The sequence below is a fragment of the Cryobacterium sp. BB736 genome (assembly GCF_014980265.1).
Classification (GTDB): domain Bacteria; phylum Actinomycetota; class Actinomycetes; order Actinomycetales; family Microbacteriaceae; genus Terrimesophilobacter.
This window is the reverse complement of the sequence record NZ_JABXWQ010000002.1, coordinates 76,827-96,372: the sequence shown is the minus strand read 5'-3', so window position 1 is coordinate 96,372 and position 19,546 is coordinate 76,827. Positions and strand designations below refer to the sequence as shown.

Annotated in this window: 20 protein-coding genes; 7 read left to right on the top strand and 13 right to left on the bottom strand. The window is 67.1% G+C overall.

Annotated elements, in window-relative coordinates; all coding sequences use genetic code 11:
- Positions 1 to 98: 98 nt before the first annotated feature.
- Both IRG63_RS06890 and IRG63_RS06885 read left to right on the top strand, forming a co-directional pair.
- Positions 99 to 422 carry a YciI family protein gene (locus IRG63_RS06890; protein ID WP_168627173.1) on the top strand — a complete coding sequence of 108 codons (324 nt, stop codon included), beginning with the start codon at positions 99 to 101 and terminating at the stop codon, positions 420 to 422.
- Positions 422 to 1,654 (top strand): RNA polymerase sigma factor, encoded by a 1,233-nt coding sequence (locus tag IRG63_RS06885; protein WP_370566209.1) that lies wholly within the window; start codon positions 422 to 424, stop codon positions 1,652 to 1,654. The genes IRG63_RS06890 and IRG63_RS06885 overlap by 1 nt, the downstream gene beginning before the upstream one ends.
- A gap of 18 nt (positions 1,655 to 1,672) precedes the next feature.
- Here IRG63_RS06885 and IRG63_RS06880 read toward each other — a convergent pair whose 3' ends face one another.
- Together IRG63_RS06880 and erm are read right to left on the bottom strand one after the other, a co-directional pair.
- On the bottom strand, positions 1,673 to 2,107 hold the full coding sequence (locus IRG63_RS06880; RefSeq protein ID WP_193509648.1) for a VOC family protein: 435 nt from the start codon (positions 2,105 to 2,107) through the stop codon (positions 1,673 to 1,675).
- Between the two features lie 44 nt (positions 2,108 to 2,151).
- Positions 2,152 to 2,916, bottom strand: coding sequence for a 23S ribosomal RNA methyltransferase Erm (gene erm, locus IRG63_RS06875; RefSeq protein WP_193509646.1), 765 nt, complete (start codon positions 2,914 to 2,916; stop codon positions 2,152 to 2,154).
- A gap of 455 nt (positions 2,917 to 3,371) precedes the next feature.
- Between erm and IRG63_RS06870 the strand changes: the two genes are divergently transcribed.
- The gene (locus IRG63_RS06870) at positions 3,372 to 3,884 is read left to right on the top strand and encodes a hypothetical protein (RefSeq protein WP_193509645.1); all 513 of its coding nucleotides are present in this window, start codon (positions 3,372 to 3,374) and stop codon (positions 3,882 to 3,884) included.
- Between the two features lie 116 nt (positions 3,885 to 4,000).
- Here the strand turns inward: IRG63_RS06870 and IRG63_RS06865 are convergent, their stop codons facing one another.
- The 6 genes from IRG63_RS06865 to IRG63_RS06840 all read right to left on the bottom strand — a co-directional run bounded on the left by IRG63_RS06865 (position 4,001) and on the right by IRG63_RS06840 (position 10,863).
- Positions 4,001 to 6,382 (bottom strand): excinuclease ABC subunit UvrA, encoded by a 2,382-nt coding sequence (locus IRG63_RS06865; protein WP_193509644.1) that lies wholly within the window; start codon positions 6,380 to 6,382, stop codon positions 4,001 to 4,003.
- Positions 6,383 to 6,385: 3 nt separating this feature from the next.
- Positions 6,386 to 6,796 (bottom strand): VOC family protein, encoded by a 411-nt coding sequence (locus IRG63_RS06860; protein ID WP_168627179.1) that lies wholly within the window; start codon positions 6,794 to 6,796, stop codon positions 6,386 to 6,388.
- Positions 6,797 to 6,801: 5 nt separating this feature from the next.
- Complete coding sequence (locus IRG63_RS06855) at positions 6,802 to 7,251, bottom strand: helix-turn-helix transcriptional regulator (RefSeq protein WP_193509643.1); 450 nt, start codon at positions 7,249 to 7,251, stop codon at positions 6,802 to 6,804.
- The gene (locus tag IRG63_RS06850) at positions 7,248 to 8,018 is read right to left on the bottom strand and encodes a hypothetical protein (RefSeq protein ID WP_193509642.1); all 771 of its coding nucleotides are present in this window, start codon (positions 8,016 to 8,018) and stop codon (positions 7,248 to 7,250) included. Before IRG63_RS06850 ends, IRG63_RS06855 begins: the two co-directional genes overlap by 4 nt.
- 89 nt (positions 8,019 to 8,107) lie before the next feature.
- A complete protein-coding gene (locus IRG63_RS06845; RefSeq protein ID WP_193509641.1) occupies positions 8,108 to 10,108 on the bottom strand; it encodes a S9 family peptidase in 2,001 nt (666 codons plus the stop codon).
- Between the two features lie 17 nt (positions 10,109 to 10,125).
- On the bottom strand, positions 10,126 to 10,863 hold the full coding sequence (locus IRG63_RS06840) for an SDR family oxidoreductase (RefSeq protein WP_193509793.1): 738 nt from the start codon (positions 10,861 to 10,863) through the stop codon (positions 10,126 to 10,128).
- A gap of 105 nt (positions 10,864 to 10,968) precedes the next feature.
- Here IRG63_RS06840 and IRG63_RS06835 point away from each other — a divergent pair, with 105 nt between their 5' ends.
- The 4 genes from IRG63_RS06835 to IRG63_RS06820 all read left to right on the top strand — a co-directional run bounded on the left by IRG63_RS06835 (position 10,969) and on the right by IRG63_RS06820 (position 13,597).
- A complete protein-coding gene (locus tag IRG63_RS06835; RefSeq protein ID WP_168627183.1) occupies positions 10,969 to 11,448 on the top strand; it encodes an NfeD family protein in 480 nt (159 codons plus the stop codon).
- Positions 11,445 to 12,359: an SPFH domain-containing protein gene (locus IRG63_RS06830; RefSeq protein WP_193509640.1), complete on the top strand. Its 915-nt coding sequence runs from the start codon at positions 11,445 to 11,447 to the stop codon at positions 12,357 to 12,359. Before IRG63_RS06835 ends, IRG63_RS06830 begins: the two co-directional genes overlap by 4 nt.
- 16 nt (positions 12,360 to 12,375) lie before the next feature.
- The gene (locus tag IRG63_RS06825) at positions 12,376 to 13,125 is read left to right on the top strand and encodes a glycerophosphodiester phosphodiesterase (protein ID WP_193509639.1); all 750 of its coding nucleotides are present in this window, start codon (positions 12,376 to 12,378) and stop codon (positions 13,123 to 13,125) included.
- A 106-nt stretch (positions 13,126 to 13,231) separates the two neighbouring features.
- Positions 13,232 to 13,597 carry an RNA polymerase-binding protein RbpA gene (locus IRG63_RS06820; protein ID WP_193509638.1) on the top strand — a complete coding sequence of 122 codons (366 nt, stop codon included), beginning with the start codon at positions 13,232 to 13,234 and terminating at the stop codon, positions 13,595 to 13,597.
- 126 nt (positions 13,598 to 13,723) lie between these two features.
- Here the strand turns inward: IRG63_RS06820 and IRG63_RS06815 are convergent, their stop codons facing one another.
- The 5 genes from IRG63_RS06815 to tatA are packed head-to-tail and all read right to left on the bottom strand — an operon-like array spanning position 13,724 to position 19,502.
- Positions 13,724 to 14,443, bottom strand: coding sequence for a polyprenol monophosphomannose synthase (locus IRG63_RS06815; RefSeq protein ID WP_168627187.1), 720 nt, complete (start codon positions 14,441 to 14,443; stop codon positions 13,724 to 13,726).
- Positions 14,436 to 16,001: an apolipoprotein N-acyltransferase gene (gene lnt, locus IRG63_RS06810; RefSeq protein WP_193509637.1), complete on the bottom strand. Its 1,566-nt coding sequence runs from the start codon at positions 15,999 to 16,001 to the stop codon at positions 14,436 to 14,438. Before lnt ends, IRG63_RS06815 begins: the two co-directional genes overlap by 8 nt.
- Positions 16,001 to 18,457, bottom strand: coding sequence for an RNA helicase (locus IRG63_RS06805; RefSeq protein WP_193509636.1), 2,457 nt, complete (start codon positions 18,455 to 18,457; stop codon positions 16,001 to 16,003). The genes lnt and IRG63_RS06805 overlap by 1 nt, the downstream gene beginning before the upstream one ends.
- A complete protein-coding gene (gene tatC / locus IRG63_RS06800; protein ID WP_349236179.1) occupies positions 18,454 to 19,254 on the bottom strand; it encodes a twin-arginine translocase subunit TatC in 801 nt (266 codons plus the stop codon). Before tatC ends, IRG63_RS06805 begins: the two co-directional genes overlap by 4 nt.
- 5 nt (positions 19,255 to 19,259) lie before the next feature.
- A complete protein-coding gene (gene tatA, locus IRG63_RS06795; RefSeq protein WP_168627190.1) occupies positions 19,260 to 19,502 on the bottom strand; it encodes a Sec-independent protein translocase subunit TatA in 243 nt (80 codons plus the stop codon).
- Positions 19,503 to 19,546 lie beyond the last annotated feature (44 nt).

The following is a 19,546-nucleotide window of genomic DNA, read 5'->3' as shown; positions in this document are numbered from 1 at the left end:
CGCCGATAAATCTGGCGTTTGGTGTCGGATTCAGGCGAGAGTGTTCGTAGAGGAGGTAAACGGCCGTTCAGTGGCCAGACCTCAAAGGAGTTGACACCATGAAGTACATGGTTTCCGTGATCGATGACAGGACCGCATCCGGCACCTCGGACGAGATGGTTGCCATCGATGCCTTCAACGAACGAGTTGTGGCAGATGGCCACTGGGTTCTCGCCGGTGGCCTCGCGTCACCGAGCGCCTCGACCGTCATCGACGGGCGAGGGGAGGAGCCGGTGTTCACCGACGGGCCGTTCCTCGAGTCGAAGGAGCACATCGCGGGCTTCTGGATCTTCGAGGCCCCCGATCTCGAAACGGCGCTGGAACTCGCAGTCGACGGATCAAAGGCCTGCAACCGGCGGGTTGAGGTGCGACCGTTCCTGTGATCAGCGCCACAGATGCGATCAGCCGTGCCCACCAAGAGGAGTGGGGCCGGCTGGTCGCCATGCTGGCCCGACGCTTCGGCGATCTCGACATCGCCGAGGAGTCGGTGGCTGAAGCGTTCGCAATCGCCGCGGAGCGCTGGCCGGGCGGCGGTGTGCCGCCCAACCCTGGCGGGTGGCTGACGACCACGGCCAACCGCAAGGCGATCGATCGCATCCGCCGAGAGAGCAAGCGCATCGACAGGCAGCACGAGGCTCAGTTGATGCAGGACGCCACCGAGGCCGAGCAGGCTGGCGCGATCGAGGATGAGCGGCTCCGGTTGATCTTCACGTGCTGCCATCCCGCGCTGGCGATGGAGGCCAGGGTGGCGTTGACACTCCGGTTGATCGGCGGGCTGAGCGTCGCCGAGATCGCCCGTGCCTTTCTGGTGTCGGAGGTCGCGATGGGGCAGCGGATCACCCGGGCCAAGGCCAAGATCCGGGCCGCCCGGATCCCATACGGGGTGCCGACGGGCGAGGATCTGCTGCGGCGGGTGTCCGGTGTTCTGGCTGTCCTCTTCCTGATCTTCAACGAGGGCTATCTGGCCACCAGCGACGATGCCGATCCCATCCGGAGCGAGCTGACTGCCGAGGCCATTCGGCTGAATCGGGTGCTGTGCTCCCTCATGCCGGATGACGGCGAGGCTGTCGGGCTGCTGGCGCTGATGCTCCTGACCGAGTCGCGGCGGCGCGCGCGGGTCTCGGCCAGCGGGGAGCTCGTGCCGCTTGACCAGCAGGACCGAGGATCCTGGGATGCGGAACTCATCGCCGAGGGCCATGGTCTTGTGCGGCAGTGCCTCGCATCCGGAGCGGCTCCCGGTCGCTATCAGCTGTTGGCGGCCATCAACGCCGTGCATACCTCGGTTCGCGACTTTCGCGACACCGACTGGTCGCAGGTGGTGGCCCTGTACGACCAGCTCGCACGCCTCGACCCGTCTTCGATCGTCGCGCTGAACCGCGCCATCGCGGTTGCCGAGGTCGACGGCCCGGATATTGCGCTCGCGACGGTGGACCAGCTTGAGGAAAAGTTGAGAGACTATCACGCGTTCCATGCCACGCGTGCGGAGTTGCTTCGACGTGTCGGTCGCAGCAGGGACGCACGAGAGGCATACGACAAAGCCGTCGAACTGGCGGGCAACACCGCGGAGGTCGCGTACCTGACCCGCCGCCGAGACCAGCTGGGGGAGCGGGACTAAGGGAGAGGTCGGGCAGGGTCACTGGAGGCAGAATTCGTTCCCTTCCGGATCCTGCATCTGGTAGTAGTACTCCGGCCACGGGCCCCAGGTCTGTTCGATGCGGCGGACAACCGTTGCCCCGAGCGCGACGAGTCGATCCTTCTCGCCGTCGATTCTCGAGTGGTCGGATGGGGCAGCATCCGGGTCCCGGCCCACGTTGACATCCAGGTGGATTCGGTTTCGACCCTGCTTGACACTGTCAGCGTGATGGAAGAAGAACCTAGGGCCCTTGCCTTCCGGGTCCTCGGCCAGTGCTCTGGAGGCGAGGTCGGCCTCCGTGAGTCCTGAGTCCAGGAGCTGCTGTCTCAGTGGGTCTTCCCACTCCAGCTTGGGGTAACCGAACACCTCGGCCCAGAAGTGGGCGAGCGTTCTGGGATCGTTCGCGTACATGGTGATGTTTCCGAGCGTGACCACTGCTGCCTCCCGGCGTCATGGGCGGTTGGTGCTTGCCGCCGAGACTACAACCGCCCGAGGTCGGCCCACAGTGATGCCCACTGGGCAGGGGAGAGGTCGCGAGGCAGGCTGCCGGCGCGAATGCGCGTTCGGTCGATCCCTCGCTGAACTGTCTTGGCATCACGCCGTGAAGCGCCTTGGATGATGCGGGGGAGCGTGCCACCGGATCCGGTGAACACCGCGCTGACGAAGGTCTCGTACCCGCTCCGTTCCTTGGCCGGGACGAGAGGCGACTGGCGCCGCGTGATGCGGAGCAGGCCTCCGTCGACACTGGGTCGGGGTGTGAAGCACCAGGCGGGGATTCGACCGTGCAGCTCGAACTCGAACCACGGAGCCGACTGCGCCGACATCATCGTGCGCCCGCCGACACCAGCGCGCTTGCGGGCGACCTCCCATTGCGTCAGCAACACCGCGTGATGCCAGTCGGTGTCATCGAGCAGGCGTCGCAGGATCGGCGTTGTCAGGTGGAAGGGGATGTTTCCCACGACGACTGGAGCGTCGAGCGGGTAGCGCAAGGCGTCGGCGTGCTCAATCCGCACCTGCGGCAGGGTGCGCCGTAGTCGACGAACCCGGTGCTCATCGATTTCGATGGCCGTCAACGGGCGTCCCAGCGCGGCGATAGTGCGCGTGAGCGCGCCGTCGCCGGCGCCGATCTCGAGAATTGGACCGCTGGTATCCGCCACGAGAGCGGCGATCCGATGGATGGTGGGTTGGTGGTTCAGAAAGTTCTGGCCGAGTTCGTGTCGGCCGCCGTGCAATGAACGAGGCATGAGCGCGCTCCAAAAGAGTGTGTTGGAGCACCCCGACGGCAGGGCGAAATGGGTACGCGAAACCTGCCTGTCCGAGGTGCAGGTGACATCTCGGAGGACGGCGCGTTATGCGTGCGAGAGCGAGCGCGCCGTCAGGCGCGGCGGTCGCGGAAAGTGTAGAAGCGCGCCATCGCGGGCGCGGAAAGTATCATCCCCATGGACACGACCGTAGCATCAGTCAGGTTTGCTGGCCAACGCCGTCGGTGACGCCACGCATCCCGTCAACACCAGAACTGCGCCAAGAACCCCTAACGCGCGTATCCGCATGCGAGGAGTCTGGCAGACCCGTGGGGAGCGGTGCAGAATCTCAAACTGACATAATCGACATTATCGGAGACTAAGGACGTTGCCCGAGAGGGGTCTTCTGCCGGGCCCTGGGTCTCTGACAGAGTGTTGCGCAGTCGAGAGGATTCCGCGTGTCCGATACGAGTGACAGCACAACGCTGAGCGTCACCTCGAGCACACTGCCAGGTGCCGACCTGCTTGCACTCGTGCGCCGGCTGATCGTCGCGGCGATGATCGCCGCTGTCGTCTATTCGGCATTGATGTCTGGAAGCAAGGGTGGCTGTCCGGGCATCGTCCCCGTATCCGGCGGTCGCACCGGATCGTTCGAGTCGACGGTGGACGTGGTGCGGTCGTGCGTGAACCTGTCGCTCCGTCCCAGCCCGCTTGTGTACATCGCGCTCGCGCTGATCGTCGTGTGGGCCATCGGCGCTGTCTTGCGAAAGGCACACGACGAGCAGGAAGCGACGCGCATCTTGGAGCGAGCGGTCGTCATCGTCAATGTGGTCGCGCTCGGGTCTGTCCTGATCAGTCAGGTGTGGTTCTGGCTGATCCCGCTCGACAACTGGGTCGGCGGCAGAACATTCTTCTACCCGTTCCCATTCGGCGTGATCGATCTCGAGATCTCACCCATGACGACCAGGTGATCATCGCTCAATCCAGCACGCTCATCCCACCATCTCGCATCGAGTTGCCCACTTCGGCCCCAAAACGGTGCCGGGAATGGGGCGAAAGTGGGCAACTCGAGGCAAGGAGAGCGCTGTCAGGCGCCGACGTACGCCGCCAGATGCTTGCCGGTGAGCGTCGAGCGGCCGGCGACAAGGTCAGCCGGTGGCCCTTCGAACACGATCCGCCCCCCGTCGTGACCGGCGCCCGGTCCGAGGTCGATGATCCAGTCGGCGTGCGCCATGACTGCCTGGTGGTGCTCGATCACGATGACCGATTTGCCCGAGTCCACCAACCGGTCGAGCAATCCTAGAAGCTGCTTGACGTCAGCGAGGTGCAGGCCGGTGGTCGGCTCGTCGAGCACGTAGACGTCGCCCTTCTCCCCCATCTGGCTGGCGAGCTTCAGCCGCTGCCGCTCGCCACCGGACAGGGTCGTCAGCGGCTGCCCAAGTGACAGGTAGCCGAGTCCGACATCCGCCAGCCGGGTCAGGATCTTGTGTGCAGCGGGCGTCCGCGCATCACCCTCGCTGAAGAACCCCTCAGCTTCGATGACCGGCATGGCCAGCACCTCGGCGATGTTCCGGCCGGCCAGCGTGTACTCGAGCACCGAGGCCTGGAATCGCTTCCCGCCGCACTCCTCACACGTGGATTCCACCGTCGCCATGACGCCAAGGTCGGTGTAGATGACACCAGCGCCGTTGCAGGTCGGGCAGGCACCCTGCGAGTTGGAGCTGAACAGCGACGCCTTCACGCCGTTCGCCTTCGCGAAGGCCGTCCGGATCGGGTCGAGCAGCCCGGTGTAGGTCGCCGGGTTGCTCCGTCGTGATCCGCGAATCGCGCCCTGGTCGATCACCACCACGCCGTCACGCCCGGCGACGGAGCCGGTGATCAGCGAGCTCTTCCCCGAGCCCGCGACGCCGGTAAGCACGCACAGCACGCCGAGCGGGATGTCGACATCGACGTTCTGCAGGTTGTTGGTCGTTGCCCCGCGAACCTCGAGCGCGGCGGATGCCGTGCGCACCGAGTCCTTGAGCGTCGCCCGGTCGTCGAGATGGCGCCCCGTGATGGTGTCACTCCCCCGCAGCCCGTCCACCGTGCCCTCGAAGCACACCGCGCCGCCGGAGGAACCGGCGCCGGGGCCGAGGTCGATGACGTGGTCGCCAATGGCGATGGTCTCTGGCTTGTGCTCGACCACGAGCACCGTGTTGCCCTTGTCGCGCAGCTGCAGCAGCAGTGCGTTCATCCGCTCGATGTCATGCGGATGCAGTCCGATGGTCGGCTCGTCGAAGACATAGGTGACGTCGGTGAGCGACGAGCCGAGATGACGAATCATCTTGGTGCGCTGCGCCTCTCCCCCGGACAGCGTGCCTGCCGGTCGGTCGAGCGAGAGGTAGCCCAAGCCGATCTCGGTGAACGAGTCGAGCAGGTGCCGCAGTCCGCTCAGCAGCGGCGCAACCGACGGCTCGTCCAGCTCGCGCACCCACGCGGCCAGATCGCTGATCTGCATCGCGCAGACATCGCCGATGTTCTTCCCCTTGATCTTCGACGATCGAGCCTGCGAGCTCAGGCGGGTGCCGTCGCAGTCCGGGCAGGTGGTGAAGGTTACGGCCCGCTCGACGAAGGCGCGGATGTGCGGCTGCATCGCGTCGACATCCTTCGACAGCATCGACTTCTGGATCTTCGGGATCACACCCTCGTAGGTGAGGTTGACGCCCTCGACCTTGACCTTGACAGGTTCGCTGTAGAGCAGCTTGTGCAGGTCCTTCTTGTTGTACTGCCCGATCGGCTTGTCCAGGTCCAGCCCGGCGCCGCTGAAGATGCGCCCGTACCAGCCGTCCATGCTGTAGCCGGGCACCGTGAGCGCGCCCTCGCTGAGAGACTTGGTCTCGTCGTACAGCGCCGCGAGGTTGAAGTCGTTGACCGAGCCCATGCCCTCGCAGCGCGGGCACATGCCGCCGAGCTGGTGGAAGGTGGCCTTCTCGGCCTTCGTCTTGCCGCCGCGCTCCACCGTGATGGCGCCGCTAGCGGTCACCGACGGGACGTTGAACGAATAGGCGTTCGGTGAGCCGATCTGCGGATCGCCCAGCCTGCTGAACAGGATGCGCAGCAGCGCGTTGGCGTCGGTGGCCGTGCCGACCGTTGAACGCGGGTTGGCGCCCATCCGCTCCTGATCGACGATGATCGCCGTGGTCAGCCCTTGGAGCAGATCCACCTCGGGGCGCGACAGCGTCGGCATGAAGCCCTGCACGAACGCGCTGTAGGTCTCGTTGATCATCCGCTGCGACTCCGCGGCGATGGTCGCGAACACCAGCGAGCTCTTGCCCGAGCCGGAGACCCCGGTGAACACAGTCAACCGTCGCTTCGGTATCTCGACGCTGATGTTCTTGAGGTTGTTCTCCCGCGCACCCTGTACGCGGATCAGGTCGTGGCTGTCGGCCGCGTGCGGTGAGGCCGATGTGGTGTGGGTGGCGATGCTCATTGCCTAGCGTTTCTCCTGGATGCGCATCAGGTTCCCGGATGGGTCGCGGAAGGCGCAGTCGCGGATGCCGTACGGCTGGTCGGTGGGCTCCTGAACGACCTCTGCACCGCTGGCCTCCAGCTTGGCGAACGTGCCGTCAAGGTCGGCGGTGGCGAGGTTGATGCTCGCGAAGGTGCCCTTGGCCATCATCTCGGAGATGACGTTGCGCTCATCGTCGGTAAGGCCAGGGGTGGCTGCCGGAGGGTACAGGACGATGGAGGTGCCGGGCTGGTCGGCGGGGCCGACCGTGATCCAGTGCATCCCCTGGTAGCCGACATCGTTGCGCACCTCGAAGCCGAGGATGTCCCGATAGAACGCCAGCGCGGCATCCGGATCGGTGTGCGGGAGGAAGGTTTCGTGAATGGTGATGTTCATGTTTTTCACGCTAACTGCTGCTCTGAGGCGCGCGCTTCTCGATTCCTGATCGGTCTGGTCACTTGCTTTGCGACGCACGGCGCCATGCCGAGAGTCGCGTTCCCCGCTCGGTGCCGGTAGACGCTCGGCGGCACGCCGACGAGCTCGGTGAAACGGGTACTGAAGGTGCCCAGGGACGAGCAGCCGACGGCGAAGCAGATCTCGGTGACGCTGAGGTCACTCCCCCGCAGCAACGCCATCGCACGCTCGATCCGCCGGGTCATCAAGTAGGAGTACGGCGACTCGCCATACGCCAGCCGGAACTGGCGGCTCAGGTGCCCGGCCGACATATTGACTCCGCGGGCGAGCGCTTCGACGTCCAGCGGCCGCGCGTACTCGCGATCCATCCGGTCGCGGACACGCCGCAGCAGCGCGAGATCACTCAGGCGTTGTGCTGCGGCTGCGCTGCTGGTCACCTGCTCGATTGTGCCATGTGCCTACGACGTTGCCCAGCGTCGCGCGGCTTGACGCCCGGCTTCTCGGGTGCCAGGCCCACCAGCACGACGAGGACGGTGAGCAGGAGGCTCGCAACGCCGTAGAGCTGTCCGAGACCGGATGCGCGGGCCACGGCATCCGGGACTACTTCCACGATGTCGATGGCGAGTCTCAACTGTGCGATCAGCCAGGTCCACATCGCGGCCACCGCGGCCGCAGCTACCAGAACGACGTACCCGCGTGGGGTCCTGCCATCCCATTCCCGATCGCGATTCGGCACCAGCGGGAACGCGGCGATGGTCGCGAATACAGCCAGCCAGCTCACGGCCCACACTCCGAGGATCGGCAACCCGGGGGTGAGCCGCCCCGCGTCCGCGAGGAGCGAGTACACCTCCCCCAGCGATCGGGCGGGGACCATCGCGAGGGGTGCGACTACCAGGCCGTCAAGCAGCCCGATCGCCAGGACGCCTCCGAAGACCCAGCGGGCTACCGCCGCCGTGCGCCGCGGTGAGATGCCCAGCGACGTGCACGCCGCCTTGTCCGGTTCCCGCGCTCGGAGCGCAGGCGCCAGCGCCGGCAGCCCCAATGCGATCAGCACCGCCGCTGCAATCAGCAGCGCGAGCGCCGCGCCGGTCAGCGCCAGGCGCAGCCATTCAGGCGAGAACAGGGCGGCGAGCATCACCAGCGGCGCCGCCGCCACGAACGAGAGTCCCCGCTGCAGTCCACGCAGCTTCGCTGCCGCGTCCATGCGCTCGTTCTACCACCGTGCCCAAGTGTTTGGGCTGGGAGTTATTGCGGCTGGGGCACATTACCCGCGCGACGCGCTTTCGAGGTGCGCTACGCGCGGGTGACAGGCAGGTGCCGCGCCCACCAGCGAAGGATCGCGTCGAACCGCTGCACGCGGTGACGCGGCCGGCCGCTGCGGCTGAGCTCGTGGTCCTCCCCCGGGAAGATCAGCAGCTCGGCATCGGTGCCCTGCCGCTTGAGCGCTGCGTAGTACCGCTCTGCTTGCGGCAGCGGGCAGCGCAGGTCCTCCTCGGAGTGGACGACGAACGTCGGCGTCGTCACCCGGTCGACCACCGCCTGCGGGCTCTGCTTCTTCACCAGCTCGGGGTCGACGCCGGTGTACTCGTCACCGAAGTACATGCCGATGTCCGAGGTGCCGACGAAGCCCTCAGGGTCGAGGTAACCCCGCTCGACGATTGCCGCAGCGAACCGGTGGTCGTGCGCGATGGTCCACGCGGTCAGGTAGCCGCCATACGAGCCGCCCATGATCCCCACCCGATCGGCGTCGAGTTCCGGATGCCGCTCGAGTGCGCCCTCGAGGAAGTCCAGCACGTCGGTCATGTCGAGGGTCCCCATCGCCTGGCGGATGGACCGCCCGTGCGCTTCGCCGTAGCCGGCCGAGCCGCGCGGGTTGCTCATGAGCACCGCATAGCCGGCATCCGCATAGACCTGCGCCTCGTCGAAAACGCTGACGGTGTACTGCGCGAACGGCCCGCCATGGATGTTGAGGAGCACCGGATGCGGCCCCTCCCCTCGCGGCAGCACCAGCCAGCCGTGCAGCGGGTACCCGTCCCGCGCCTCGAACTCAAGCTCGATCGCAGGTGCGATGCCGGCGACCAGGAGTTCCGCGGAGAAGTTGGTGAGCACGACGGATCCGCCGTCGCGGAGCACCGCAACATCCCCCGCCGTCTCCGGTGCCGCGAACGACACCACGGTGACACCGGCCGCGTGCGCGTGCCCGGTGATCTCGGCATCCCACGCCGCCACAGGCGCCAGCTCGCCCTCGGGGCTCACCGCGTGCAGCTCCAATCGCCCGCGCGTGACCTTCTGCACCAGCGCTGAACCGTCCGGCAGCACCACGATCGAGCTTCCGGCCTCGCCGAGGTCGACGGTCTCCGGATCGGTGAGCCGCACCGGCCGCTCCCCGACGCCCAGCCGGTACAGTCCGCCGAGGCGGCCGACGAAGTCGCGTCCTTCTTCGCCGACGTCGCTCGCGAGCAGGTACAGTCCGCCATCGGGCAGGTACGCGAGCGCGTCGACGCTGAGGTGGTCCTCGACCGACGTCAGGTCGCGAACTGGCGCATCCGGATGCGTCAGGTCGAGTTCGAAGACATTCTTGACGAGGTCGTCATCGCGGGTCGCATGCCGCGCGGCGACCAGCGCGAGACGCGTGCCGTCGGGTGAGAACTCGATCGGCCCGTGGTCGAAGTCGCCGGAGGTGACCTGCGTCGCCTCCGGAACAGACTTCGGCATCTTCGGCGACGGGTCGGCTGCCGATGGCGCCGGCGAGTACACCGGCTCTTCGCTCGGGTCCGGAACATCGACGAGGAAGACGTGGTTGCGGCGGTCGCTGATGTAGCCGACCCCGTTGGCGCGGTACTTCAGCGCGGTCAGGTGGCGCGGCGGCTCAGCGCCCGCCCCGAGCTCCTTGACCGTCCCGTAGCGGCCCTCCTCCGGCACGCGCGCGACGAAGGCGATACGGGTCGAGCCCGGCGACCAGCGGAACGAGCCCACACCGAGCGGCGCATCGGTGACCTGCACCGGCTCTCCCCCACCCGCGGGCATCACGTAGACCTGCGCAGGTGAGTCACCCTCACGTCGGAGGAAGCCGATCAGCGCGCCATCCGGCGAGAACCGGGGCGCAGAGTCGTTCATCCCGCGGGTGATGCGCCGCGGCGGCGTCGACCCGTCGGTGGCGATGCTCCACAGCTGGCCGACGTAGGCATCCGCGTCGAGATTGGGTCGCGTCACCGCCACCACGGCGCGAGCGCCGGTCGGGTCGATGGTCGGGGCGGAGACGCTCTTCAGGAGCGGAAGGTCAGTCGCTTTCACTTGGCTCAGCCTAGGGATCAGCGAGAGGTGAAGTCTGAGATGTCGCCCACGTAGCGGGTGTTGTCGGCCGGAACCGGCTCGACCGCTGCCAGCGCGACTTCCGCCGCGAACTCGCCGACGTTGTACAGCCGGCCTGCCGACTCCTTGCGTGCGTCGATCGCGCCCGGGTTGGCGCGCTCGAGCAGCGTCGCCGTGATGGTGCCCTCGATCATGTCCCCGGAGACGACGACGAACTCGATGCCCGCGCTCTCGAGCTCCGGGATCATCGCCCGCAGCGCATCCTCGCCCGCGCGCTTGCTCAGCGCGACCGGCTCGTACTCTGGCATGGTAGGCACGGTCCGGATGAAGTGGGCCTGGTGGCTCGTGACGAAAACGACCCTGCTCCCGCTCTCGAGCAGCGGCAGCGCGCCGGTCAGCACGCCCACCTGCGCGTCGCGGTTCAGACGCATCGCGTAGTCCTCACCCATTCCGCTCTCCATGCCACCGGATGCGTTGAGCACGAGCAGGTCCAGCCCGCCCCACTGCTCGCGCACCGCCGCGAACAGCTGCGCAACCGACTCCGGATCGGTCAGGTCGGCGCCGAGCGCGACCGCCTCTCCCCCACTCTCGGTGATCTTCTCGACCAGCTGGAGGGCGCGCTTCTCCTTGTTGCGGTAGTTGATGACGACCTTCGCGCCCGCCGCGGCGAGATACTGGGCTGTGTCCGCTCCGATGCCGCGAGAGGAGCCGGTGATGAGGGCGCGTTTGCCGGCCATGCTGCCGGGCTTCAGAGGGGTGCTGGTCACAGCATCCGACCCTACCAACGCTCGCGCACAGCCGATGTTTCCCTACTGCTAGCGTGTATGAAACGAGGAGGGTGAATGTTCGTCGACCTGACGCAGTACATGTGGATCCTCTGGCTGATCTTCATCTTCATCTTCATCATCATCGAACTGCTGACGCTCGAGTTCACGTTCCTGATGATCGCAGTCGGCAGCCTTGCCGGCCTCGGCGTGAATCTGCTGGGCTGGGAGTGGTGGCTGCAGTTCGTCGTCGCCGCGGTCGTGTCGGTGCTGCTCATCCTGACCATCAGGCCGCTGCTGCTGCGCACCATGCATAAGGGCGCGGACAATACGCCCACCAACATCCCCGCACTCATCGGGATGCGCGCCAGGGTCGTGAAGTCGGTGACCGCCGATGGTGGTGGCCAGGTGAAGCTTGCCAACGGCGAGACGTGGACCGCGCGCATCGCCGACTCAGCGCCGGCCGCGCCGCTGGAAGAAGGAACCGTCGTCACCGTGACCGCCATTGAGGGCGCCACCGCGGTCATCACCCCGCAAGAGGAGGAATCCACTACATGATCGACTTCGGCGGCTTCATCGGCCAGATCTTCATCATCGCGTTGCTTGTCGTTCTCGGCATCTTCGTGCTGGTCGTGCTCATCCGTGCCATCCGGATCATCCCGCAGGCCTACGCCGGCGTCGTCGAGCGGCTCGGCAGGTACCACAAGACCCTCAACCCGGGGCTGAACATCCTTGTGCCGTTCATCGACCGAGTGCGCCCGCTCGTCGACATGCGCGAGCAGGTCGTCTCCTTCCCGCCGCAGCCGGTGATCACCGAGGACAACCTCGTCGTCTCGATCGACACGGTGGTCTACTTCCAGGTGACGGATGCCCGTGCCGCGACCTACGAAATCGCCAACTACCTGGGCGCGGTCGAGCAGCTCACCACCACCACCTTGCGCAACGTGGTCGGTGGCCTGAACCTCGAAGAGGCGCTCACCAGCCGCGACAACATCAACGGCCAGCTGCGTGTCGTGCTCGACGAGGCGACCGGCAAGTGGGGCATCCGCGTCAACCGGGTCGAGCTCAAGGCGATCGACCCGCCACACTCGATCCAGGACTCGATGGAGAAGCAGATGCGCGCCGAGCGTGACCGCCGCGCCGCCATCCTCACCGCGGAGGGCACCAAGCAGTCGGCGATCCTCGAGGCCGAGGGCGCCAGGCAGTCGGCGATCCTCCGCGCAGAGGGTGACGCGCAAGCGGCGGTGCTCCGCGCCAACGGTGAGGCCGAGGCGATCACCACGGTGTTCAAGGCCATCCACGAGGGCAACCCCGACCCGAAACTGCTCGCCTACCAGTACCTGTTGACGCTCCCGAAGCTCGCCGAGGGCGAGTCGAACAAGCTCTGGATCATCCCGTCGGAACTCACCGAGGCGCTCAAGGGCATCGGTGGCGGCTTCGCGGAGAAGTTCGGTGGCCAGGCGAGCTAGCCGCGAGCGGGTTCCGGTGGCGTTTCTCGAACCGGCCCCGCCGCGCGTGCTTGCGCACCGCGGGCTCGCGATCGACGCGCCCGAGAACACGCTGCTCGCGTTCGCGAGGGCCATGGCCGTCGGTGCAACGCACATCGAGACGGATGTGCACGCCAGTCACGACGGGCACGCGGTCGTCGCACACGACGACACCCTGAAGCGCGTCGCGGGACGCGAGGTGCGCGTCGACCACCTGTCGATGGCGGAGCTTCGCCGGGTGGACCTCGGCCACGGACAGGGCTTCGCGAGTCTCGGTGAAGCGCTCGACGGGTTCCCGGATGCCCGCTTCAACATCGACATCAAGTCGGAAGCGGCCATCGCGCCGACGGTCGCGGCGATCCTCGACGCCAACGCGACGTCCCGGGTGCTGGTGACGAGCTTCTCCGAGAAGCGCCGGCTGGCAGCGCTCGCGATGCTGCCCGGTGTCGCGACTTCCACCGCCGCCCGGTCCAGCGCGACACTGTTCGCCTCGAGCAGCCTCCGGATGGCGCGACGCGCCCGCAAGGTGCTCGACACCGTCGACGCGGTGCAGCTGCCCGAGCGGTACAAGGGCGTAAGGGTGGTCACGCCCCGGCTAATCCGGATGGCGCACGACGCGGGCGTCGAAGTGCACGTCTGGACCGTCAACGACCCGGCCGACATGGGCCGCCTCCTCGATCTGGGCGTCGACGGCATTGTCACAGACCGGGCCGATCTCGCGATCCCCCTCCTCGCCGCGCGCCAGTAAGCATCCGCGAGCCTGTGAACCGGCTGTGAGAACCGGCGCGCGGAAAGGATTCGCTCAGCCAAGCGGTTTATAACTTGGACTTAGATTCGCGAGAGAGGACCGCACGATGGCAGATCGCAGTTTGCGTGGCATGCGACTGGGGGCTCAGAGCCTGCAGAGTGAAGAGGGCGTGACGTTCTCCCCGCGGGTGCGCAGCACCTATCAGTTGGAAGACGGATCGACCTTCGAGGTCACGTTCGCTGCTGACGCCGAAGTCCCACTGGAGTGGGAGTCGCCAAAGAGCGGACTCGTCGGCCGTCTGCTCGATGAGGACGGCAAGCAAGTCCCGATCGATGAGAGCGAGACCAAGGTTCCGCGCACGCACTGGGACATGCTGCTTGAGCGTCGCACCCGGGCCGAACTCGAGGAGATCCTGGAGGAGCGCCTGACCTACCTCCGCGCACGCCGCGGCGAGCACAAGATCGGCGCCTAGCTCCCCGTTTTTCTACCGCATCCGGCGGGTCTCCCTTTGAAGACGAAGGAGATTTCGCCGGATTCGGGCGTTAAAGCGACGACACGCCGTAATGCGGGTCGGATCTCCTGCATTTTCAGAGGCGGGTCAGGGGCGGCGGCGGGCGCGCGTGAAGCCCCAGAAGGTGACGCGCAGGAGCGCCTCGGCGACGATACCCAAATGCATTTTCGAGCGTCCCGCCGCGCGCTCGACGAAGGTGATCGGATGCTCGACGACGCGCATCCCGGCACGCTCGGCGCGCCACGCGAGTTCGACCTGAAAGCAATACCCCTGCGACGACACGTCAGCAAGGTCCAAGCTTTTCAGCGCGTCGACACGGAACACCCGGAACCCGGACGTCAGGTCGTGCAGCCGTGAGCGCAGCATGAAGCGCGCGTAGCCGTTCCCGGTGCGTGAGACGAACTGCCTGAGCCAGGGCCAGTTGCGCACCGCTCCCCCGGGTACCCAGCGTGAGCCCAGCACCAGGTCGGCTCCGGATGCCGCCAGCGGCAGCATCGACCGCAGCTCGAGCGGATCGTGGGAACCGTCGGCGTCAAGCTCGACCACGAAGCGGTAGCCGTCCTCGATCGCCTTCTGGAACCCGGCCAGGTACGCCCGGCCCAGGCCGTCCTTGTGTGCGCGGTGCAGCACCGACACGGCCGGGTCCTCGGCGGCGAGTTCATCGGCGATGCGCCCGGTGCCGTCCGGGCTCGCGTCGTCAACGATGAGCACGTCGACATCCGGCACCGCCTGCCGCATCCGCCCGACGAGCAGCGCGAGACTATCGCGCTCGTTGTAGGTGGGGACGATTGCGAGCGCCTCAGCCACGCCGCCGCCCGAGCATGACGGCGGCAAGCAGTGTGGTCAGCGCGAAGCCGCCGACCGCCCACTCCGGCGCGCGGCGCAGCACCGACGCCGGCGTCACGGTGTCGCTCAGCGGCACGGTCTGCACCATCGAGCCCGGCTCGAACACGGGCAGCTCGTCGATCGTGCTGCCGTCCGGTGCGATGATCGCGCTGGTGCCGACCGTCGAGATGTTCACGACGCTGCGCCCGGTCTCGATCGCCCGCAGCCGCGCGATCCCCAACTGCTGGGCGCTCTCGTCGGTCCGGCCGAAGTCGGCGTTGTTCGTCGGGGCGAGGATGATGTCGGCGTCGTCATCTAGCATCTGCCAGACGAGCGAGTCGTCGACAATGTCGAAACAGATGGCGATGCCCGCGATGACACCCTCGATGTCGAAGACGTTGTCGCGCTGCCCGAAAGAGTAGTCGCGCGGCACCAGGTCGAACAGGCTGGGAGCCAGCGGATACCAGAAGTCCCGGTCCGGCAGATACTCGGCGAACGGAACAGGGTGGATCTTGTCGTACTGATCGACCGCGCCCTGCCCGGCCTCCCACAGCAGCATGCTGTTGAAGATGCGACCCTGATCGTCGTGGGTGATAGTGCCGGTGACCAGCGGCGCGTCCATCTCCTGGCTCACGTAGTCGACCGCCTGGGCCGCCTGCGGGAACTCGAGCGGGCTCAAATCGGATGAGTTCTCCGGCCAGACGACCACGTCGACGTCCTCGCCGAACAGCGGGACCGTCGCTGTGACGTGGTCTTGCAGGATCTGCCCGTGCTGATACTCGGAGAACAACCCGGCATCCGAGTCGCCCTGCACGGCCGCAACGCGCCACTGTCCGCTCTCGTGGTTCGGGAACGCCGGAACGGCGAGCAGCAGCGCGACCGCGATGCCCGCGACGATCGCCCGCAGGCCGACCGCGACATCCCGCAGCCGGACCGCCTGCACGAGGATGGCCGCCGTCCACGCGACGAGGAAGCTGAGCCCGGATGCGCCCACCCAGGCCACAAGCTCCCCGAACGGGCTCTCCGATAGGGAGAAGGCGAGCCGGCCCCAGGAGAAGCCGCCATACGGCCAGGTGCTGGTGATTGCCTCGTACAGCGTCCACAGCCCGGCCAGCACCGCTGGCACACCGACCAGACGCCCGAAGGCGCCCGGCCAGAGCACGGTGACGTAACGCCAGGCGAGCGCGATGAGCACCGCGGCGCCGCCGAAGAACAGCGCTTGCAGGCCGGCCAGCGCGAGCCAGGGCACCGGGCCCAGGTAGACGGTCAGCCAGTCGATGAGCGGGAACCAGTAGGCGGCTCCGCCGACCAGTCCCACGGCGAAGGCGGAGCCGGCCGTGCGGCCGACGAGCGAGACGAGCATGAGCGCCGTCCCCACGAAGATGAGAGGCCACCAGCCCGGGTCGGGGAACGCGAGTGCGTTGATCGGCCCGGACAGCGCGGCGAGGCAGAACGCCAGCCACAGCGGCGGTGCACTCTGCGACAGTGCCCCGACCGCGAAGCTGCGCTCTGCTGTCGGCGCAACTGCCTGAACGCTCATCAGCTCACACTCGAGTAGGCGACGATCCCGCGCCGCACCTGGTCGATTGCAGCACGAGCCCGGGCATCCAACGGGGAGTCCGCGACGATGGACAACTGGTCGAGAAGGTCGATGGTCTGCTTGGTCATCCGCACGAAGTCGCCGGCGGCGAGCTCGGTGTCTTCCAGCACCGAATCCAGGCTGGCCCCGTTGGCCCAGCGGTACATCGGCAGGGACAGCCCGGTGGCGAGCGGCTCGCTGCCCGGCAGCCGGTGATCGCGCTCCAGGTCGTCGAGCTGCGCCCACAGGGTCGTCGTGCGGTCGAGCGCGTGCCGGAACGGCCCCTTCGGCAGCCGGTGGTCAGCCGGATACGCGTCGTCCCGGCGTGGTTCGTAGACGAGGGCGGCCGCCATCGCCGCGAGTCCGGCCGAGTCCAGCTCCGACCAGGCTCCGGTGCGCAGCGACTCCGCGACCAGCAGGTCGCGTTCGCCGTAGATGCGGCGCAGGGTCCTGCCCGGCTGCGCGACCGTGAGCTCTTCCCCGTCCCGCACCAGGTAGTCGAGTTCGAGCAGCACGTCGGTGACACGGTCGAAAATCTTGGAGATCGCGCCGGTGCGGCCGCTGATCTGGCGACGCAGCTCATCCGTCTGCCGCTTCAACCGCCACCAGCGCTCCGCCCAGCGCGCGTGCGCTTCCCGATCAGGGCAGCCGTGACACGGATGCTGCCGGATGCGCTTGCGCAGCCCCTGCATCTGGCGTTGGCGTCGGTCGCGTTCGCTGCGCGACGCCGTTGTGGCTTTCGACGCGCCCTTGCGTTCGAGGTCGCTGAGCTCGCGCCGCAGCCCGGAGTACTCGCGGAAGTCGCCGAGGTGGCAGTGCAGCGCCGTCTCGTAGCCCTCGAGCGACTCCTCCTGCGACCGCACCTTGCGGGCGAGGTCGACGACGCCGCGGTCCGCCTGGAACTGGGCGAAGCTGGACTCCAGGATCTGCTTGGTGCGGTCCCGTCCGAACTGCGCGATCAGGTTCACCGACATGTTGTAGGTCGGCTTGAAGCTCGAGTTCAGCGGGTAGGTGCGGCGGGACGCGAGCGAGGCGACCGCTTGCGGGTCGAGCCCGTCTCGCCACTGGATGACGGCGTGCCCCTCGACGTCGATGCCGCGACGGCCAGCGCGTCCGGTCAGCTGGGTGTACTCCCCCGGCGTGATCGGCACGCGCGCTTCGCCGTTGAACTTCTCGAGCCGCTCCAGCACGACAGTGCGGGCGGGCATGTTGATGCCGAGCGCGAGGGTCTCGGTGGCGAACACCACCTTGAGCAGCTTGCGCCGGAACAGGTCCTCGACCACTTCCTTGAACGCGGGCAGCAGGCCGGCGTGGTGGGCGGCGACCCCGCGTTCGAGCCCGGACAGCCAGTCCCAGTAGCCGAGCACCGCGAGGTCATCGTCGGGGATGGTGCGAACGCTCGCCTCAACGGTTGCCCGGATCTCGTCGCGCTCGGCGACCGTGGTGAGGACGGCGCCGGCCCTCAGTACCTGACTGACGGCCTGGTCGCATCCGATCCGGCTGAAGATGAAGAAGATCGCCGGCAGCAGGTTGCGCTCGTCGAGCAGCTTCACGACGTGAGCGCGGTCGAGGCGTTCCTCGCGGTACCGCCCGCCGCGCGAGTGGTAGCGGCCGACATCCTTCATCTGCCGCGCGCTGAGGGTGCGACCGCCGTAACGGGCCATTTGCACCAGCTCGGGGTTGACCCGATTGGAGGCCTGCCGGTCGCCCGCGCCCTGCAGCGAACCGGTGGAAGTGTCGAACAGGTCGATGAGCTTGCTGCGCATGAGGATGTGCTGCTCGAGCGGCACCGGCCGCTCCTCGGAGACGATCACCGCGGTGTCGCCGCGCACCGCCTGCAGCCAGTCACCGAACTCCTCCGCGTTCGACACGGTCGCGCTCAGCGACACCAGGCGGACCTCGCGCGGGAGGTGGATGATGACCTCCTCCCAGACCGCGCCGCGGAACCGGTCGGCGAGGTAGTGCACCTCGTCCATGATCACGAAGCCGAGATTGGGGAGCAGGTCCGAGTCGGCGTACAGCATGTTGCGCAGCACCTCTGTGGTCATGACCACGATCCGGGCGCGCGAGTTGATGTTGGTGTCGCCGGTGAGCAGGCCGACATCCTCTGGGCCGTACTCGTCGACCAGTTCCTGGAACTTCTGGTTGCTGAGCGCCTTCATCGGAGCGGTGTAGAAGACCTTGGTGGTGGGCGACTGCATGGCGAGGAAGACCGCGAACTCGGCGACGATCGTCTTGCCCGCCCCGGTCGGCGCCGCGACGAGCACGCTGCGGCCCGCCTCCAGCTCGGCGCACGACGACAGCTGAAACGGATCGAGGTCGAAGCGCTGCTTGGCGCGGAACTCCTCGAGCATCGGCTTGCCGCTGCGCTGCCGCGCCGCAGCGTACCGCTCAGCGGCCGAGAGCTCGGTAGTCATGCGACGCTCGGTGCTCCGAGCTCCGCCTCAAGCTTCTTCTGCTTGCGAGCCTCGATGGCGTCGTGCCAGAACGCGACACCGACGGCGAGGAAGTACAGCAGCACCATCGGGATGGCCAGCAGGAACATCGAGAACACGTCCGCGGCGGGCGTGGCGATGGCGGTGAACACGGTGATCGCGAGAATCGCCCAACGCCAGGCCGACAGCATGGCCTTCGCGGTCATGACGCCCATGAAGTTCAGGATGACCAGGAACACCGGCAGCACGAACCCGATGCCGATGGCGAGGATCAGCTTGACGACGAAGTGCAGGTACTCCTTCGCGGCGAAGAGGGATGCTGTGCCCTCGGCGCCGAATGAGCTGAGCAGCTCGACGATGTTCGGCAGCACGTACCAGCCGGCGAAGCAGCCGGCGAGGAAGAGCGGCACCGCGGTGAAGAAGAAGCCGAAGGTGTACCGCTTCTCCCGCGAGGTCAGGCCGGGCACGATGAACGCAAAGATCTGGTACAGCCAGACCGGTGCCGAGAGGAAGATGCCGACGTAGACGGCGATCTGCATGCGCAGGTCGAAGTGCGCGGTGACCGTCGGATAGACCAGCTCGGCGTCACGGCTCTCCGCGACGATCGTGATCGGCTCACGCAGCGCCGCCCAGATCGGCTCGCTCAGGATCCAGCCGGCGATGCCGCCCACGATAATCGCGAGCGCACAGCGGAACAGCCGCTTGCGCAGTTCGATGAGGTGCTCGCCGAGCGACATCCGGCGTTCGGGATTCGCGCCTCGTTTCACACGAGCTGCCACGGTTGTCAGGGTTGAGAGCTGGGCTTGTTGTCCGTGCTAGTCGTCGGCTCGGTTGCGTCAGCCGGGGTGGTCGGCTCGCCCGGCTGCGCTGCCGTCGCCTCGCTCTCCGGGGTCTTGATCTCGTTCTTGAAGATCTTCATCGACTGGCCGACGCTGCGAGCGAGCGCCGGAAGCTTGGTGGCGCCGAACAACAGCAGAATGACCACCAGCAGGATGATGGCGTGCCAACCACTGAGGTTGCCTAACATGCGGTCACTTCCTTCGTGTCTGTGTTCGTCGCTGTAGTTTAGCC

Coding starts and splice junctions, on each gene's coding strand:
- IRG63_RS06890 (WP_168627173.1), top strand. CDS start 99: ATGAAGTACATGGTTTCCGTGATCGATGACAGGACCGCATCCGGCACC.
- erm (WP_193509646.1), bottom strand. CDS start 2,916: ATGCCTCGTTCATTGCACGGCGGCCGACACGAACTCGGCCAGAACTTT.
- IRG63_RS06865 (WP_193509644.1), bottom strand. CDS start 6,382: ATGAGCATCGCCACCCACACCACATCGGCCTCACCGCACGCGGCCGAC.
- IRG63_RS06860 (WP_168627179.1), bottom strand. CDS start 6,796: ATGAACATCACCATTCACGAAACCTTCCTCCCGCACACCGATCCGGAT.
- IRG63_RS06850 (WP_193509642.1), bottom strand. CDS start 8,018: ATGGACGCGGCAGCGAAGCTGCGTGGACTGCAGCGGGGACTCTCGTTC.
- IRG63_RS06840 (WP_193509793.1), bottom strand. CDS start 10,863: ATGGCCGGCAAACGCGCCCTCATCACCGGCTCCTCTCGCGGCATCGGA.
- IRG63_RS06835 (WP_168627183.1), top strand. CDS start 10,969: ATGTTCGTCGACCTGACGCAGTACATGTGGATCCTCTGGCTGATCTTC.
- IRG63_RS06830 (WP_193509640.1), top strand. CDS start 11,445: ATGATCGACTTCGGCGGCTTCATCGGCCAGATCTTCATCATCGCGTTG.
- IRG63_RS06820 (WP_193509638.1), top strand. CDS start 13,232: ATGGCAGATCGCAGTTTGCGTGGCATGCGACTGGGGGCTCAGAGCCTG.
- lnt (WP_193509637.1), bottom strand. CDS start 16,001: ATGAGCGTTCAGGCAGTTGCGCCGACAGCAGAGCGCAGCTTCGCGGTC.
- IRG63_RS06805 (WP_193509636.1), bottom strand. CDS start 18,457: ATGACTACCGAGCTCTCGGCCGCTGAGCGGTACGCTGCGGCGCGGCAG.
- tatA (WP_168627190.1), bottom strand. CDS start 19,502: ATGTTAGGCAACCTCAGTGGTTGGCACGCCATCATCCTGCTGGTGGTC.